This is a genomic window from Haladaptatus sp. DYF46 (assembly GCF_021083305.1).
Classification (GTDB): Archaea; Halobacteriota; Halobacteria; order Halobacteriales; family Haladaptataceae; genus Haladaptatus.
In genome coordinates this window covers 172,188-188,324 of sequence record NZ_JAJFAY010000004.1, presented here as the reverse complement: position 1 = coordinate 188,324, position 16,137 = coordinate 172,188, and the positions used below count along the sequence as shown (strand labels likewise).

Annotated in this window: 15 protein-coding genes and 1 pseudogene; 10 read left to right on the top strand and 6 right to left on the bottom strand. The window is 63.0% G+C overall.

Annotated features, from left to right (window positions below; genetic code table 11):
- Positions 1-20 precede the first annotated feature (20 nt).
- On the top strand, positions 21-1,013 hold the full coding sequence (locus LJF34_RS18965; protein ID WP_231186881.1) for a ribonucleotide-diphosphate reductase subunit beta: 993 nt from the start codon (positions 21-23) through the stop codon (positions 1,011-1,013).
- On the opposite strand, the gene LJF34_RS18960 is transcribed toward LJF34_RS18965, so the two are convergent.
- The gene (locus LJF34_RS18960; RefSeq protein ID WP_231186880.1) at positions 1,014-1,487 is read right to left on the bottom strand and encodes an acyl-CoA thioesterase; all 474 of its coding nucleotides are present in this window, start codon (positions 1,485-1,487) and stop codon (positions 1,014-1,016) included. It lies immediately after the preceding gene.
- Positions 1,488-1,605: 118 nt separating this feature from the next.
- On the opposite strand from LJF34_RS18960, the gene LJF34_RS18955 reads away from it, so the two are divergent.
- Positions 1,606-2,004: an SPW repeat protein gene (locus tag LJF34_RS18955; protein ID WP_231186879.1), complete on the top strand. Its 399-nt coding sequence runs from the start codon at positions 1,606-1,608 to the stop codon at positions 2,002-2,004.
- Between the two features lie 14 nt (positions 2,005-2,018).
- Here LJF34_RS18955 and LJF34_RS18950 read toward each other — a convergent pair whose 3' ends face one another.
- Positions 2,019-2,864 (bottom strand): hypothetical protein, encoded by an 846-nt coding sequence (locus LJF34_RS18950; protein WP_231186878.1) that lies wholly within the window; start codon positions 2,862-2,864, stop codon positions 2,019-2,021.
- Between the two features lie 209 nt (positions 2,865-3,073).
- On the opposite strand from LJF34_RS18950, the gene LJF34_RS18945 reads away from it, so the two are divergent.
- The 5 genes from LJF34_RS18945 to LJF34_RS18925 all read left to right on the top strand — a co-directional run bounded on the left by LJF34_RS18945 (position 3,074) and on the right by LJF34_RS18925 (position 10,148).
- On the top strand, positions 3,074-5,827 hold the full coding sequence (locus tag LJF34_RS18945) for a heavy metal translocating P-type ATPase (protein WP_231186877.1): 2,754 nt from the start codon (positions 3,074-3,076) through the stop codon (positions 5,825-5,827).
- 120 nt (positions 5,828-5,947) lie between these two features.
- Positions 5,948-6,319, top strand: a complete 372-nt coding sequence (locus LJF34_RS18940; RefSeq protein WP_231186876.1) for a helix-turn-helix domain-containing protein — start codon at positions 5,948-5,950, stop codon at positions 6,317-6,319.
- On the top strand, positions 6,316-6,588 hold the full coding sequence (locus tag LJF34_RS18935; protein ID WP_231186875.1) for a hypothetical protein: 273 nt from the start codon (positions 6,316-6,318) through the stop codon (positions 6,586-6,588). The genes LJF34_RS18940 and LJF34_RS18935 overlap by 4 nt, the downstream gene beginning before the upstream one ends.
- A 31-nt stretch (positions 6,589-6,619) precedes the next feature.
- On the top strand, positions 6,620-8,986 hold the full coding sequence (locus LJF34_RS18930) for an N-6 DNA methylase (protein WP_231186874.1): 2,367 nt from the start codon (positions 6,620-6,622) through the stop codon (positions 8,984-8,986).
- 112 nt (positions 8,987-9,098) lie between these two features.
- A complete protein-coding gene (locus tag LJF34_RS18925; protein ID WP_231186873.1) occupies positions 9,099-10,148 on the top strand; it encodes a cation diffusion facilitator family transporter in 1,050 nt (349 codons plus the stop codon).
- A 42-nt stretch (positions 10,149-10,190) separates the two neighbouring features.
- Here LJF34_RS18925 and LJF34_RS18920 read toward each other — a convergent pair whose 3' ends face one another.
- Entirely contained in the window at positions 10,191-10,376 is a 186-nt protein-coding gene (locus tag LJF34_RS18920; protein ID WP_231186872.1) for a hypothetical protein, read from the bottom strand.
- Between the two features lie 105 nt (positions 10,377-10,481).
- On the opposite strand from LJF34_RS18920, the gene LJF34_RS18915 reads away from it, so the two are divergent.
- Both LJF34_RS18915 and LJF34_RS18910 read left to right on the top strand, forming a co-directional pair.
- On the top strand, positions 10,482-12,314 hold the full coding sequence (locus tag LJF34_RS18915) for an SLC13 family permease (protein ID WP_231186871.1): 1,833 nt from the start codon (positions 10,482-10,484) through the stop codon (positions 12,312-12,314).
- Positions 12,315-12,435: 121 nt separating this feature from the next.
- Positions 12,436-13,506, top strand: a complete 1,071-nt coding sequence (locus LJF34_RS18910; protein ID WP_231186870.1) for a glutamate-cysteine ligase family protein — start codon at positions 12,436-12,438, stop codon at positions 13,504-13,506.
- 6 nt (positions 13,507-13,512) lie between these two features.
- On the opposite strand, the gene LJF34_RS18905 is transcribed toward LJF34_RS18910, so the two are convergent.
- Positions 13,513-13,956, bottom strand: a complete 444-nt coding sequence (locus tag LJF34_RS18905; protein ID WP_231186869.1) for a hypothetical protein — start codon at positions 13,954-13,956, stop codon at positions 13,513-13,515.
- 85 nt (positions 13,957-14,041) lie between these two features.
- A complete protein-coding gene (locus LJF34_RS18900) occupies positions 14,042-14,239 on the bottom strand; it encodes a transcriptional regulator (protein WP_231186868.1) in 198 nt (65 codons plus the stop codon).
- Positions 14,240-14,411: 172 nt separating this feature from the next.
- On the opposite strand from LJF34_RS18900, the gene LJF34_RS18895 reads away from it, so the two are divergent.
- Complete coding sequence (locus tag LJF34_RS18895; RefSeq protein ID WP_231186867.1) at positions 14,412-14,687, top strand: MarR family transcriptional regulator; 276 nt, start codon at positions 14,412-14,414, stop codon at positions 14,685-14,687.
- Positions 14,688-15,019: 332 nt separating this feature from the next.
- Here LJF34_RS18895 and LJF34_RS18890 read toward each other — a convergent pair.
- A pseudogene (locus tag LJF34_RS18890) lies at positions 15,020-16,069 on the bottom strand (zinc-dependent alcohol dehydrogenase family protein); the annotation flags it as partial.
- Positions 16,070-16,137: the final 68 nt, after the last annotated feature.

The window sequence follows — 16,137 nt, the reverse complement described above, 5'->3', positions numbered from 1 at the left end:
CTCACCATTTCAACCCATCCATGCCACTCATCAACAACGACGCCGAACACGACCCGAACAGGATACTCCCGCTGGACTACGACTGGGCCCGCGACTACTACCAAGCGGGCGTCAACAACAACTGGGTTCCCGAGGAGATTCCCATGCAGGACGACATCTCCCAGTGGAACGGAACCGCCCTCTCGGATGCCGAGCGCCAACTCGTGGAGTGGAACCTCGGCTTCTTCTCGACGGCCGAGTCGCTCACCGCGAACAACATCGTCCTCGCACTGTACGAGTACGTGACCGCGCCCGAGTGCCGCCAGTACCTCCTCCGACAGGCCTACGAGGAAGCCATCCACACGGATACGTTCATCTACTGCTGTGACTCGCTCGGCTTCGACCCTGACTACCTGTACGGGATGTACGAGCGGGTCCCCTCCATCGAGGAGAAAGACGAGTTCGTGGTGAACCTGACGCGGGCTATCAACCGCCCGGATTTCACCATCGACACCGAAGACGACGTCCGCGAATTCCTGCGCGACCTCGTCGGCTTCTACGTCATCATGGAAGGCGTCTTCTTCTACGCCGGGTTCGCCATGATGCTCGGGCTGAAACGCCAGAACAAGATGGTCGGCATCGGCCAGCAGTTCGAGTACATCATGCGCGACGAGTCGCTCCACGTCGGGTTCGGCGTCGACCTCATCAACGAGATTCGGGCCGAGAACCCGGGCGTGTGGACCGACGAATTCGGCGACGAAGTGACCGACCTCATCACCGAAGCCGTCGAACTGGAAAAGCTCTACGCCTACGAGGCGTGTCCCGACGAAATCCTCGGCATGAGCGCCGAGCAGTTCGCCGAGTACGTCGAACACGTCGCCGACCGCAGGCTCGGACAGTTGGACCTCCCGGAGCAGTACGGTACCGACAACCCCTTCCCGTGGATGTCCGAGCAGGTGGACCTCAACAAGGAGAAGAACTTCTTCGAGACGCAGGTCACGGAGTATCAGAGCGGCGGGTCGCTCGACTGGTGATCACCTCGCGCTGAGCGACGTTCTGCGGTTTTCCCGGCGACGAAGGGCGTCGTCGCGCAACGTCTGTTGTTCGTCCGTCGGACAGTCGAGGTCAGGAACCGAGGCGGGTCGTTCGTCCTCGTCGAGAGCGACCATGGTGAAAAACGACGTCGCTGTGTCGCGCTTCTCGTTCCGACTCGGCCGCTCCGCACGGACGGTGACGACGACGTCCATGCTCGTTCGCCCGGTGTCGAACACGTACCCCTCGACGGTCACGATGTCGCCGAGGTCGATGGGACCGAGGAAATCGACGTGGTCCATCGACGCGGTGACGACCTGCCGCCGCGAGAAGCGACGCGAGGCTATCGCGGCGCAGATGTCCATCCAGTGCAACACCGACCCGCCGAGCGCCCGACCGAGGTTGTTCGTATCGTTCGGCATCAGGATTTCGCTCACGACCGTCCGCGATTCGGCGAGGGTCTCCGTTTCGTTCATCGATGGGTCCTACACGATGCTTCCAGATAAATCACCTGTACTTGTCTTTTTGAAAGTCTGTTTGTTTTAGTGGCCGTCTCACTTATCCGGCGACGAATCGTGATAGTGGACGGATATGATGGAACGGACGGAAGCGGGGGGGAACGGAACGGTTATCGCCGGACTGGCGCTCGGCGTCTGGTTGCTCGTCGCGCCGTTCACCGTTTACGGCGCGATGCTCGCACCGAACTTCTGGAACGACGTACTCATGGGGGTCGTCGTAGTGGCGCTCGCACTCTACGGCCTCCGCCGTGTGTGGCGTGGACGGCCGATAAGCATCGCGGCGGGCGGACTGTTCGGCCTCCTCGGACTCTGGCAGGTGACGCGCCCGTTCGTCGTCGCTACCGCTGGGCCGATTCCGAAGTGGGGCGACGCGATCATCGGCGTCCTGTTGGCGTTCCTCGGGGGACAAATGGTACGGGAAGCGCGGACGGCGGCGCTCGAACAGCACGCCCCGAGCGACGTGGGTGGCGACTGACTCGGCGCACGGAGTCAGCCCGCTGTGTGAGTACGATGTGCTGCCCTCGTGACGTTCCTCCGACGGGAAGTGGCGTTCATCGCGGCCGAATACCACGACGGTCGGCGTATCGTCGTCTCACCGACGTTCGTTATTTCGAAGGTCTCGGTTCGCTGAACCGTCTCGCCGCCCTTCGTTCCCGTCGCCACGAGTCGATAACGATGGACGACGCCCCACGTGTCGATGGTTGCGACGAGGGAAGCGTTTTCGACGGTGTCGAAGTTCGGAAACAGCGACGGATGCCTGACGCCGTTCATGACGACGCGGTACGTCGGCGTCCCGGGTCGGTCGATTCGCTCTATGTCGGTCACGTTCAGCGCCACGAAGCGGTTGTACAGTCGTTTGCTATACGTGGTCCGTCGAACGTATCCCAACGAATCCGGGTCGTGAGTCAGTTGATAGCTCGTGTGTTCGTTCGTCGTGCGGGCGAAAAGGGTCGTCGTTCCGTTCGCCCAGGCTGAAAGCCCGTACGACGTTTGTATCGGACCCAACGATCCGTTTTTCACGATATCGTACGTGAAATGAGTACTGTTCGAACCGACCTCGTGTGAGATTTGGACGTGCCCCAGAACGCTTCCGTTGCTGGCCGTTTCGGTGACTCGATACCGAAACGTGTACGATTTCTCCCGAAGGACCTTCCCGTGAGCCTCGGTCAATTTCGCGCGATCCGTGAATCCGTTCGCGGTCAGTCCGGGCGCGAGTCGGCCCGAAAGCCCCGTGGTCGTTTCGGGGGCAGGAGAGGGGTCGGGAACGACGAGGGAGTTACACCCGGCGGTCACGAGGACGACGACGAGGGCCGCCGAGAGGAGGGCACGACGCATGGACGAAAATGGATTCGTCGTGATATAAAAACATGAGGGATAATGAGAGTCGAGACAGTAACAAAGGCGGTGCCGGCTGTTTCGTATTTCTCTGAGATGGAAAGGGCGAATAACAGATTAGTATCGAAGGTTTCGAGGAGAGTGAGCCGAACTTTCTAAGGGACAACGGGGATGAATACGGATAGCGTATAGAAACACAAGGAGTTACCATGACGGAACGAACGCAACTCGAAATTCGCGGAATGAGTTGCGCGAACTGTTCGGGAACGGTCGGCGAGGCGCTGAACTCGCTCGACGGCGTCGAGGAGGCGAACGTCAACTTCGCCACCGACGAGGGAACCGTCGAGTACGACCCCGAGGTCGTCTCGCTGTCCGAGATCTACGCGGCCATCGAGGACGCGGGGTACGACCCGGTTCGCGCGACGACGACCATCGGAATCACGGGGATGTCCTGTGCGAACTGCGCGGACGCGAACCGGACGGCCCTCGAATCGGTGCCGGGCGTGGTGAGCGCGGACGTCAACTACGCCACCGACGAGGCGAGCGTCGAGTACAATCCGGGGCAGGTGAGGCTCGCCGACCTCTACGACGCCGTCGAGGAGGCTGGTTACGAACCGGTTCGGGAGGAAACCGACGGGGAAGAAGAGGACGCCCGCGAAGCGGCCCGCGACGCCGAGATACGCAAGCAGTTCCGACTGACGCTGTTCGGCGCGGTGCTCGCGTTGCCGCTCGTCCTCTTCATGTTCGAACACCTGTTCTTCCCGGGGATGGTGGGAGAGACGCTGTTCGGCGTCGACGTGGCGGTGATACAGTTCGTCCTCGCCACGCCCGTCCAGATTTTGCTCGGCAAGGAGTTCTACGGCAATGCGTACAACGCACTCGTGAAGAATCGGACGGCCAATATGGACGTACTCATCGCGCTCGGTTCGACCACGGCGTACGTTTACAGCGTCGCCGTCATGCTGTCGCTCATCCCGGGCGGCACCTACTTCGACAGCGCGGTGCTCATCCTCGTGTTCATCACGCTCGGCAACTGGCTCGAAGCCCGGTCGAAGGGGCGGGCCAGCGACGCGCTCCGAGAACTCCTCGAACTGGAAGCCGACACGGCGACGGTCGTCACGGACGACGGTGAACGCGAAATCCCGCTCGAAGACGTGAAGGAAGGCGATCTGCTTCGCGTGCGCCCTGGCGAGAAGATTCCGACGGACGGCGTGGTCGTGGAGGGGGAGGGCGAGGTTCCAGTGGAACCTCGAACGAACGGCGACAACGAGGAGCTTCGCTCCTCGGGTCGTTCGAGCGGGCAGCGCCCGCGAGCAGAAGCCGTGAGTACGGTCGACGAGTCGATGGTGACGGGCGAATCCGTCCCCGTGGAGAAGAGCGAGGGCGACGAGGTCATCGGCGCGACCATCAACGAGAACGGCGTGCTGACGGTTCGCGCGACGAAAGTCGGCGAGGAAACTGCCCTTCAGCAAATCGTCGGCATGGTGAAGGAGGCACAGGCCCGTCAACCCGAGATTCAGACCCTCGCCGACCGCATCAGCGCCTACTTCGTCCCGGCGGTCATCACAAACGCGCTGGTGTGGGGGATTCTCTGGTATCTCTTCCCTGAGACGCTGGCCGGGTTCGTGAACGGCCTCCCGCTCTGGGGACCGGTCGCGGGGGGTCCGAGCGTGGCGGGTGCGGGCGCTGCCGCGGGCGGCGTCACGGTGTTCGAGTTCGCCGTGGTCGTCTTCGCCAGCGCGGTGCTCATCGCGTGTCCGTGTGCGCTCGGCCTCGCCACCCCGACGGCGACGATGGTCGGGACCGCAATCGGCGCGCGGACGGGCGTCCTGTTCAAGGGCGGCGACGTGCTGGAGCGGGTGAAGGACGTGGAGACGGTCGTCTTCGACAAGACTGGAACCCTCACGGAAGGGGAGATGCAGTTGACCGACGTGGTGGCGATTCCGGGCGACGCCGACCCGACGATGGCGGATGGCGGAGCGGACGTAGTCGGAACCGAAGTGGGTACCGAAACGGCCACCGAGGAACACGTCCTCTCCGCGGCGGCGAGCGCGGAGCGGGGAAGCGAACACCCGCTGGCGAAGGCCATCGTGGCGGGAGCGGAGGAACGCGGCGTCGAAATCGAGGAGCCGAGTTCGTTCGAGAACGTCCCCGGCCACGGGATTCGGGCGGAAACGAGCCATGGGAGCGTTCTCGTCGGCAATCGAAAACTCCTCCGCGAGGCGGGGATCGACACCGACCCCGCCGAGGGGACGATGGAACGACTCGAACGCGAGGGGAAGACGGCGATGGTGGTCGCCGTCGATAACTCGCTGGCGGGTGTCGTGGCCAATGCCGATGAGGTGAAAGAGAGCGCGAAGGAGGCCGTCGCGGACCTCCGGGAACGCGGCTTGGACGTACACATGCTCACGGGGGACAACGAGCGAACCGCCCGCGCCGTCGCGGAACGGGTCGGCATCGTCACCGAGCAAAGCTCGGTTGGCACACCAGAACGGCGGAGCCGTTCTGGGGACGACCCCGAAAACGTGCGCGCCGAAGTCCTCCCCGACGAGAAAGCCGACGCGGTCGAGGAGATACAATCGGGCGGCGTGAATGCGATGATGGTCGGCGACGGCGTGAACGACGCCCCGGCGCTCGCGGCGGCGTTCGTCGGCACCGCCATCGGGAGCGGTACGGACGTCGCCATCGAGGCGGCGGACGTGACGCTGATGCGCGACGACCCGCGCGACGTGGTGAAGGCGATTCGCATCTCCGCGGGGACGCTGTCGAAGATCAAACAGAACCTCTTCTGGGCGCTCGGCTACAACACGGCCATGATTCCGCTGGCGTCGCTAGGGCTGTTGCAACCCGCGCTCGCCGCGGGGGCGATGGCGTTCTCCAGCGTGAGCGTCCTGACGAACAGTTTATTCTTCCGTCGGTACACCCCGGACCACGACTACCGCCTCCTCGGCTTCCTTCGCTGAACAACGGAAATCATGGTGTGTGACTCCGTACCGTCCTCCGTTTTTCGATGATTCTCATCCGCCGAGAACGGTCAAAGTAGTCGAACCAATTATGTACTGAGAAACGAAAGGTGGGATCGAATGGTGCGGGATTTGGCAGACGATGCGCCCGAATTACAGGACATCCTCGACGCCCTGGACGACCCCGCATGCCGACGAATAATCATGGAATTACGCGCCCCGATGACAGCGCGGGAAATCGCCGACGCGACGGACATCCCGCTCTCGACGCTCTACCGAAAGCTCGACATGCTAAGCGAAGCCTCGCTCGTCGACGAACGAACCGAGATTCGTGAGGACGGCCATCACACTTCCCGGTACCGAATCACGGTGGAGTCGGTCAACATCTCGCTGACCGACGATAGCGAGTTCGAAGTGTCGATAGACCGGCCGCCGGAGACGACCGACGAACGCCTCGAACGACTGTGGACGGAGGTGAGAAAGGAAACATGAACGTCACCGTCATCGTCATCGCGCTCAAAACCCTCACGCTCGTCCTCGGCGGACTGATAACGTACTTCGCCTTCAAAGCGTATCGACGAACCGGTTCTCCGGCACTCAGGTCGCTCGCCATCGGTTTCGGCGTCGTCACCCTCGGAGCCCTTCTCGCCGGACTGGCGGACCAAGCGTTCAACGTGAACATGGATTTCGTCCTCGTCATCGAGAGTACGCTGACCGCCCTCGGGTTCGCCGCGATCGCCTACTCGCTTTACGCGGAGTAAACTTATCCCACAGGCGGGAGTTTTGAAAGTAATGAACGGAAACCGTGGAGCGACCGCGGACTCTACGGAAGCGTTGGACGAAACCGTCCGACAGGCCCTCGAACACCTCATCGGCGAACGCCTCGAAACGACCCACCCGACGGCCGACGAACTGGAATCGGCGTTCGACGCCGCCCTCCTTCATACCTTCGAGCGTCTCGTCGCCGAGTTCGCCGCGGCACGCAACCACGACCGACCGCCGTTCGCGACCGGTCCCGAACTGCGGGACGAACGGAGGCGACGGGACTCGCTCTCGAAAGGCGCGAACGAACGGGTGGACGAACTCCTCGGGACGCTCGAATACGACGCGTTTTCGTTTCAGCAGGTGGGCGGCGTGTACGAGCGGTCGCTCGATTACGAACCCGAAATGGGGGACGACGGAGTGTTCCTCACGGACGACGCGACGCGGCGGGCCTCGGTCGGCGCGTACTACACGCCGACCGAGGTGGTCGAATACGCCGTCTCGCGGGCGCTCGATGGGAGCGAATCCGACGGCGAAACCCGCGTTCTCGACCCGGCGATGGGAAGCGGGAACTTCCTGACCTGCGCCATCGACCGGGTGGCCGAATCGCGCGACGAACCGACCGAACCGGCCCGACGATACGCCGCGGAGAACCTCGTGTTCGGCGTGGACGTGGACCCGCTGGCGGTCGAACTCGCGCGGTCGGCCGTCTGGTTCGAAACCGGCGTCTGGCCGGACGATACCCTCGTCGTCGGCGATGCGCTCGCCCCCGACCCCGAGTGGATGGATGGGAAGGGGTTCGACGAAACGGGATTCGATGCCGTGGTCGGGAATCCCCCCTACGTTCGGAGCCGACACCTTCCGCCGGGGCGAAAGGCCGACCTTCGGGAGCGTTTCGAAACCGTACGCGGCGCGTTCGACCTCTACGTGCCGTTCGTCGAGCGCATGGCGGCCCTCGGCGGTCGGGTGTCCTGTATCGTCCCGAACAAGTGGACGACGGCGCGGTACGGCCGCACCCTTCGTGACCACCTCTTCGACCGGCATCGGGTGGTGGAACTGCTCGACGTGTCCACCGCCTCGGTGTTCGCCGACGCGAGCGTCTATCCGCTGGTCCTGACCTTCGACTCCGGCGACGGACCGACCGAGGAGATACCGATTCGGCAGTCGAAATCGGAGGACGGAGCGGCGGAAACAGCGGAAACGGTGCTCTCGCGCTCGTTCGTAGACGCGCTCGGCGACAGGGTGATTCCCGTCGGTATCGACCCTGCGTTCGCCCCTGTGGCAGAACGACTCGTGCGGGAGTTCGACGAACTCGGAACGCACGTCGACATGACGGAAGGAATCCACACCGGCAACGTGCGCGAGAAACTCATCGCGGACGAATCCGACCCGGACTGTGAGCGGGTCGTGGGCGGCGGGGACGTCTCGCGCTACCGAATCGAATGGAGCGGCGACTGGATTCGGTTCGACCCGTCGCTCATCGGCGACGACGAATACGGCGCGTTGCGTGAACGGACGGTGTTCGACGACGAGAAACTGCTCCTTCGGGACATCAGCGAACGCCCCGTCGCGGCGTATAGCAACGATGGAATGTACGCACTCAACACGCTCTACAGCGTCCAGTCCCGCCCGCGGTCGGACCTGCCGCTCCGCTATCTCCTCGGAGTCATCAACGCCACCGCGTCGGCCTGTTGGTTTCAGCAGGTGTACGGCGGGACGCACGTCAGCGGCGGCTATCTCCGGTTCAAGCCGATGTTCGCCAGCCAGTTGCCGGTACCCGACGGAAGCGACGAGCGCGACGAACTGGTCGCGCTGACGAAGCGGTCGGAACGCTTGCGCTCGGCGCGTGCCGACCTCGAAATCGAACTGCCGGAAGGAGGCGGCGGCCCGCGACTCGGGGACATCTCCCGGCGGGTCGATACCGACTCCCCGCTAACCGAGACGACGGCGACGCGGGACGCGCTTCGTCTCGGCGACGTGCGCGTCGAAAAGCGGGAGGAGGAACTCGCCTTTTGGGCGACGGCACGCTACCGTCCCGCGGAGGATCGTGCGACCGATTCGTGGGGATTCACGGCGACGGAACCGGTTCGAGCGCTCGTGATCGAGAGTGACGAGATGACCACGTGGGACGACGTACTCGGGTGGTACGTGCCACGCCTCGTGGCGAACGACGGGTTCACCGAGGAAGCGAGGAAGACCATCTCGCCGCTCGACCGACTCGAATCCGTACGTCTGCCGCCGCTCGAACGCGCGATGGCGTTCGTGGAGGCGTGCCGGACGGCGGCGCAACTGGACGCGAAAATCGCCCGGACGGACGCGGAAATCGACCGACTCGTTTATCGAGCCTACGGACTTTCGGCGGACGAAATCGAACTGGTCGAACGACTCGTGGAGTGACGGATGTTCCGGACTTGTTATTAACGTATTTCCGTCCGATTGTTAGGAGATGTTATTCTACCCCGTATCACTGACAGGGGAATTAATATCCGAGAAGGCGCTCCGTTCTCACATGAGCGATCACTCGCACGGTCATGGACACGACCGTGACCACGATGGCCACGACCACGGTCACAGTCACGACCACGGAGGGGGTCACGGACACGACCACGGCGGGGGTCACGGACACGACCACGGCGGGGGTCACGGACACGACCACGGCGGGTCGGGCAATCGACGGGCGTTGAAAATCGCGCTCGTCATCAACACCGCGTTCTTCGTCGTGGAAATCGCGGGGGCGTTGTACGCCAACTCGCTCACGCTCCTCGCCGACGCCGCACACATGCTCACGGACTCGGCGAGCATCCTCCTCGCGCTCTTCGCCGCGTGGATCGCGACGCTCGATGCGGACTCGAAACGCACCTACGGCTATCAGCGCGCCGAGATTCTCGCCGCGCTGGCGAACGGCGTCTTCCTCGTGATAATCGTCGTCTACGTCGCCTACGAAGCCGTCATGCGATTCCAGAACCCGCAGGACGTGAAGGCGCTCCCGACCATCGTCGTGGGTATCGTGGGACTCGGCGCGAACCTCGCCGGGGCCTACGTCCTCCACGGCGGCCGGGACAGCCTCAACGTCGAGGGCGTGTACCTCCACCTGCTGACCGACGCCGCCGGAAGCCTCGCCGCCATCGCGTTAGGTGTCGGGTTGTACGTCTCCGACCTCTACATCCTCGACCCGCTATTCAGCCTCGTCATCGCCGCGCTCGTCCTGTACTCCGCGAAGGACCTCCTCGTGGAAAGTACCAACATCCTCCTGCAAGGGACGCCGTCCAGCATCGACGTGGACGACATCACCGAGACGCTCCGCGGGTTGGACGGGACGGAGGACGTCCACGACGTGCACGTCTGGGCGCTCACCAACCGCAGTTTGGCCTGTAGCGCCCACGTCGTCGTCCGCGACGACGCGGACCGCGACGCGGTTCTCGACGCCGCACGTCAGGTCCTCAGCGAGCGACACGACATCGGCCACGCCACCATTCAAATCGAGTCCGAGAGCGGCGACTGCGAAACCGCCGACTTCGACTGCTATCCGGCGAGCGACGGCGGTCACGTTGCCGACTGAAAAGAACTGGTTTTGAACCGAGGTACTCCAGCACGAGATAACTCAGAAAATCCCGGAAACGACCGAGAAGACGACGAAGACAGCCATGAGCATCGAAGCACGTCGCATCGAGAGCGCGTCGCTTCCGGTCGCGGGACCGAACGCGACGCCCGTAGACGATCCGCCGACGTTCACGCCCACGAAGGTTTCGGTGCCGAGACCGACCGTTGAGAGAAGGGAAAGAGCCATGTAATAATTAACATGAATATGATTGAAAATCCTTTTTGAAGTTTTTTGAGGGTTTCTAATAAGTTATCAGCAACCTTTTTTAGGGCAAAATCCGTACACAGGGGTATGATGCAGACCGGGTTGGCTGGTGTGACGACGGACATGCTGGTAGTGTTCGCCATCGTCGTCCTCGCGCTGGTGTTCTTCGCGACGGAGTTGCTTCCCGTGGACGTGACCGCGATTCTGGTCATGGTTACGTTGATGGTACTCGAACCGTGGACCGGAATCAGTACCACCGAGGGAATCGCCGGGTTCGCCAACGAGGCGACCATCACCGTGCTGGCGATGCTCATCCTCAGCGCGGGCGTCAGCCAGACCGGGGTCGTCCAGTTGCTCGGCAGTCGTCTCGCCGAGTTCGCCGGAACCGACCTCAGAAAACAGCTGTTCGCCACCATCGGCGTCGCCGGACCCGCGTCCGGGTTCGTGAACAACACGCCCGTCGTGGCGATTCTCGTCCCCGTCATCACGGACCTCGCACACGAGGGAAAAACCTCGCCGTCGAAGCTCCTCATCCCGCTCTCGTACGCCTCGATGCTCGGCGGGATGCTCACGCTCATCGGCACCTCGACCAACATCCTCGCCAGCAACGTCACGGGTCGACTCGCGGAGCGAACCGGCAACCCGCAACTCCACGCCTTCTCGATGTTCGAGTTCACGAAACTCGGCGTCATCGTCCTCGTGGTCGGCGGACTCTACCTGCTGTTCGTCGGCCACCGACTGCTCCCCGAACGCGTCCCCCCGGAGGAGGACTACATCGAGGAGTACGACATGGAGGACTACCTCACGGAAGTACGAGTGGCAGAGGGGTCGCCGTTCGTGGGACGAACGGTCGAAGCCGCCATCGACGAGGCGGTGTTCGACGCCGAAATCATCCAACTCGTTCGCGACGACGAGACGTTCATCGAACCCATCGGCCAGAAGACGATTCGGGCCGGAGACGTACTCACGCTGCGAATCGACAAACCGACCCTCGAAACGCTCACGACGACGGAGCACCTGACGCTCGTCGGGACGCCGACCGAGGCGGAAATCGACCCCGGAGAGGAACAGACGTTGGTCGAAGTCGTCATTCCCTCCGGGTCCGCGCTCGTCGGCGAGACGCTGTCGGGGGCGACGTTTCGCAAGCGTTACAACGCGGCGGTGCTCGCGTTCCGAAGTCGCGGGGAAGTCATCCACGAGCGACCCGAGCAGGTGACGATTCGAGTCGGCGACACCCTCCTCGTCCAAGCGTCGGCGGACAGCATCGACCGACTCGCGGCGAACCGGGACTTCATCGTGGCACACCAAGTCAGCGACCCGGACTACCGAACGGGAAAGATTCCGGCGGCGTTGGCCATCATCGTCGGCGTCGTCTCGCTCGCCTCGCTCGGGATTTTCCCGATTCTCGTCACGGCGCTCGGCGGCGTGGTGGCCATGGTCGCGACCGGCGTCCTGAAACCCGGCGAGTTGTACGAATCGGTCGAGTGGAACGTCATCTTCCTGCTGGCGGGCGTCATCCCGCTCGGCGTCGCCCTCGAAAATTCCGGCGGCGCGGAACTCCTCGGCGGCCTCGTCGCGGCCAGCGCGAACTACCTCCCGGTCGTGGTCGTCCTCTGGATATTCTACATCGCCACGGGACTCATCACGGAGGTCATCAGCAACAACGCGAGCGTCGTGCTGATGATTCCCGTTGCCGTCGAGGCCGCGACACGCATCGACGTGAACGCGTTCGCGTTCGTCCTCGCGGTGACGTTCGCCGCCTCGACGTCCTTCCTCGGACCTGTCGGGTACCAGACCAATCTGTTCGTTTACGGACCGGGGGGATACAAGTTTACGGATTACTTCCGTATCGGCGCGCCGCTCCAACTACTCCTATCGGTTGTGACCGTGGCAGGAATCGTAGTGTTCTGGGGACTCTGACATGAAACAATTCTCGGAACTTATTAGAGCGTAAACGGCGTACTATAATCAACGTTCGATGACGTCCGCGGTGTGGGGGTTCTGTTGCGACGGTACTTCGTCATCGACCGGGGGGAGATGGATGAAAATAGGATTGGAAGCCGAGTATTGGGTTATCGAAGAATCGGGAGAACTAGCGACCGAAACCGACGACCTCGCCACGGTGAGCGACTACGTCGTCCCCGAGTTCGTCGCACCGCTGATAGAGGTGCAAACGCCGCCCGTATCGAGTACGGCGGAGCTACGGCGCGAGTTCGGGTCGGTCCTCAAAGCCGTCCGCGACGAAGCGGACGAACAGGGATTGGCACTCGTTCCACTCGGGACGCCGCTGGCCCGCGAATCGCTCGACATCACGAGCGAGCGCGGTCGGCTATTGGAACGAATGTACGGCGACGACATGGAGTACGCGATGAACTGCGCGGGGACGCACGTTCACTTCGACAAGACGGACGTCGTACGCCAGTTGAACCTGCTGACGGCGCTCGACCCCGCACTCGCGTTGGTCTGCTCCTCGCCGTACTACAACGGGAGCAAGTTGGCCAGTTCGTCGCGCGCGGCGGTGTATCGGTACGAATCGCACTCGACGTTCGCCCGCTACCGTGATCTGTGGGATTACGTCGAAAGCGAAGAACAGTGGGAGGCGCGAATCGACGAGCAGTACACCATCCTACAAATCATCGCACGGGAGCGCGGTATCGACATCGGAACGTTCACCGACCACTTCCAGCGGGAGGACGCGGTGCTGACACCGGTGCGGCTCCGCCACCGTTCGCCGACGATCGAATGGCGCGCACCGGACACCGCGTTGCCGACCGAAATCGTCCGACTCGTGGGAGAAGTGATGGAACTCATGGAGCAGACGACGTACAAGGACGTCGTCGTGGGGGAAACCGGGATTCGTTCGACGGAGATAGGCGTCCCGCCGTTTCCGGAACTGCGCGGGCTCAGTACCGCGGCCATCAGCGAGGGTATCGGGTCGCTTCGCGTTCACGAGTATCTGACGACGATGGGGTTCGACGTGACGCGGTATCATCCGGTTTCGAAACAGATAGAGGCGGGATGGACGTTGCCGCACGAGGAAGCCCTCCGTCTCAGACGCGAGTTCGCCGACGCCCTGTGGGAGGACATCGACGAGATGAACGGCACCGCATGAGACGATTCAGTTTTTGTTCGGGCGGAACCCGGAGAGCACGTCGAGCCACGAGATGAAGATGAACGCCCCGATGACGGCGGTCATCGTGCCGCCGAACAGGGTCGCCATCCGTTCCGTGATGTGTTCGCGTTCGGAAATCGAGAGCGCGTACACCTGTTCACCGTCGATGACGAACGAATGGTCTTCGAGCGCCCCCGGCGGGTCGTCCGACAGCCGATACGACCCGTGGATTTTCGCGCGGCCGAAGGCGACCCGTGCATCGTTCGATAGCCTTCCGTAGTCCACCGACGAGGAGCGAACGCCGGGGTCGTTTTTCTCCGCCTTCTCCAGCGAGAGCGTGTACGTCGTCGTGCTTTGCGGTGGCTGGAGGAGTGCGTAGCCGGAGAGACCGAGGCCGACCAGCAGCATGAGCGTCGCGAGCGCCTGAATCAGAAAGCTGTCGAACCGCATTCGATATTCGTTGTCGTGCGGCGGGGGATGTAAAGCGTTTCCATCGGACGCGGGAAGAAAGAAAGACGGTCGGTCGAAACGTCGATTATCGGTGCGACGGGAGCACGTCCTGAATCGGATACAGGTCCTCGTGGATTCCCGCACCGTCACAGTCCTCGTTCGGACACCGATAGTGCCATCCGTCGTCCGTCGCGGCGTCGGCATCGAAGCGCTCCCCACATTCCTGGCAGAACAGCCGGTCCATCTCACCGGACCGCGTTTTGCTTGCTAGTTCAGGCTGCATATACACATATTCACAGCCATCCATGAAAGAACCTACGCTTTTTCGGTGACAGGTGTGTCACCCCGAACCGGCCGGTTACAGGTGTAACTCCCTGCCGCCGGGTGACATGCATGATACCGGGTTACCGCACAGTTAGCGAGCGGTTTAGTGGGTGGATTTCGTTAGACCCTGTATGGAGAAGCAAACCCTGACCGGCCTGTGTGAGCTACCGCCAAGCGCGAAGCTCGTGTTCAAAGTGTTGGAGTACAGCGGCGCCCACACACAGAAGGAAATCGTGGAGCGATCACGACTTTCGGCGCGGACGGTCAGGAGCGCACTGGAGAACCTGACGGATATCGGTGCCGTCACGGAGGAAGTGTACATCCCCGATGCCCGGCAACGGCTCTATCGGCTCGACGAGACGGGCGACTGGGAGCAGGTGAACTGCCTGAACGAAGTACCGGTCTGAACCACGAGACGGTCAGAACATCCCTATTTCTACGCGAACCGAGCGAACAGACGCGTCATACCGTCGGTGTCGCCGGTCAACGACCAGATACCCGAGAGAAGCGACAGCGGCGCGACGACCAACAGCAACCAACCGCCCGGCCCGGCATCCGCCGTCAACGCCGCGGCGATGAGGACGAACGCGACGAACGGCGTCGCCAGCAACAGGAGGCCGATGATGATGGCGCGTCGAAGCGAAAGCCCGCCGGTGGAACCGTCCGAAGACATGCCGATGAGTTTCACATCAGAATAAATAATTGTTTTGTAGCCGAAGTTTTGCGAGGACAATGAGAAATCCACGACTTCGATACCGGTCGTTTCGAAGTCGTTCATCGCGGCGAGGCGGTCGGGAACCTTGGCAAGCGGGACGGTGTTCGTCACGAGCTTTTCGGGCGAGAGCGTCCCGCGGTCGAGCATCCGGAGCAGTTCGTCGTATCGTGACGGTGGCATCCCGCGCGAGCCGAGGAACGTGATTTCGCGCATCGTCATCGCGTCCGTCGGGAGGGAGACTTCCCCGCGCTCCTCGTCCGTCGTCAATCCGAGTTGGACGTGCTGGCCGCGCGGGCGGAGGCAGTCGATGGAGTTGCGACAGGTCTCGGCGATTCCGAGCGCGTCGATGGAGACGTCAGCCCCGCCGACGCGGGCTTCGATCACGGTCGGAACGTCGGTGTCCGAATCGACGAGGAGCGTCTCGTCCGCGCCGAGGTCCCGCGCTGCGACGAGTTTGTCGTCGTCCAAATCGACGGCGACGACGTTCGCGCCGAGGGCGTCGGCGACGTGAACCGCCGAGAGGCCGACGCCGCCACACCCGTGGACCGCTACCCAGTCGCCCGGCGTCAGGTCGGCGCGGTGGGCGAGCGCGTGGTACGCCGTGACGAACCGACAGCCCAACCCGGCCATCTCGACGGGGGAGACGGATTCGGGAAGCGCTACCGCGTTGTAGTCGGCGTACGGAACGTGGACTCGTTCGGCGAACGCGCCCGGTGCGGCCTCCTCGAAACCGAGGGCGATGCCGTGTTCACAGACGTTTCCGTGGCCGTTCTGGCAGTACCCGCAGTGTCCTCGGCCGAGGTTGAACGGGACAGCGATTCGGTCGCCCGCTTCGATGTCTCGTACCTGTTCTCCGACCGCGACGGCCCGTCCGGCGGGTTCGTGGCCGAGGATTTGCCCGAGCGGCACTCGGTCGTCGGCCCACTCGCCGTGACCCTGCCACGCGTGCCAGTCGCTTCGACAGATACCACAGGCCTCGGTTTCGATGACCACGCCGTGTGGGTCGGGCGTCGGTTCCGGCACCTCCTCGATGGAGAGCGGTTCGCCGTACTCGCACAATACAGCGGCTTTCATACGCGAACGTCGGGCGTCGCCGGCTTAAAACGGATGGAGGGGGCAAGCGGAAAACGACGCGGAACACG

What these genes read in the sequence shown, in the direction of transcription:
- LJF34_RS18965 (WP_231186881.1), top strand. Translation starts at nt 21, where the DNA reads ATGCCACTCATCAACAACGACGCCGAACACGACCCGAACAGGATACTC.
- LJF34_RS18960 (WP_231186880.1), bottom strand. Translation starts at nt 1,487, where the DNA reads ATGAACGAAACGGAGACCCTCGCCGAATCGCGGACGGTCGTGAGCGAA.
- LJF34_RS18955 (WP_231186879.1), top strand. Translation starts at nt 1,606, where the DNA reads ATGGAACGGACGGAAGCGGGGGGGAACGGAACGGTTATCGCCGGACTG.
- LJF34_RS18950 (WP_231186878.1), bottom strand. Translation starts at nt 2,864, where the DNA reads ATGCGTCGTGCCCTCCTCTCGGCGGCCCTCGTCGTCGTCCTCGTGACC.
- LJF34_RS18945 (WP_231186877.1), top strand. Translation starts at nt 3,074, where the DNA reads ATGACGGAACGAACGCAACTCGAAATTCGCGGAATGAGTTGCGCGAAC.
- LJF34_RS18940 (WP_231186876.1), top strand. Translation starts at nt 5,948, where the DNA reads ATGGTGCGGGATTTGGCAGACGATGCGCCCGAATTACAGGACATCCTC.
- LJF34_RS18935 (WP_231186875.1), top strand. Translation starts at nt 6,316, where the DNA reads ATGAACGTCACCGTCATCGTCATCGCGCTCAAAACCCTCACGCTCGTC.
- LJF34_RS18930 (WP_231186874.1), top strand. Translation starts at nt 6,620, where the DNA reads ATGAACGGAAACCGTGGAGCGACCGCGGACTCTACGGAAGCGTTGGAC.
- LJF34_RS18925 (WP_231186873.1), top strand. Translation starts at nt 9,099, where the DNA reads ATGAGCGATCACTCGCACGGTCATGGACACGACCGTGACCACGATGGC.
- LJF34_RS18920 (WP_231186872.1), bottom strand. Translation starts at nt 10,376, where the DNA reads ATGGCTCTTTCCCTTCTCTCAACGGTCGGTCTCGGCACCGAAACCTTC.
- LJF34_RS18915 (WP_231186871.1), top strand. Translation starts at nt 10,482, where the DNA reads ATGATGCAGACCGGGTTGGCTGGTGTGACGACGGACATGCTGGTAGTG.
- LJF34_RS18910 (WP_231186870.1), top strand. Translation starts at nt 12,436, where the DNA reads ATGAAAATAGGATTGGAAGCCGAGTATTGGGTTATCGAAGAATCGGGA.
- LJF34_RS18905 (WP_231186869.1), bottom strand. Translation starts at nt 13,956, where the DNA reads ATGCGGTTCGACAGCTTTCTGATTCAGGCGCTCGCGACGCTCATGCTG.
- LJF34_RS18900 (WP_231186868.1), bottom strand. Translation starts at nt 14,239, where the DNA reads ATGCAGCCTGAACTAGCAAGCAAAACGCGGTCCGGTGAGATGGACCGG.
- LJF34_RS18895 (WP_231186867.1), top strand. Translation starts at nt 14,412, where the DNA reads ATGGAGAAGCAAACCCTGACCGGCCTGTGTGAGCTACCGCCAAGCGCG.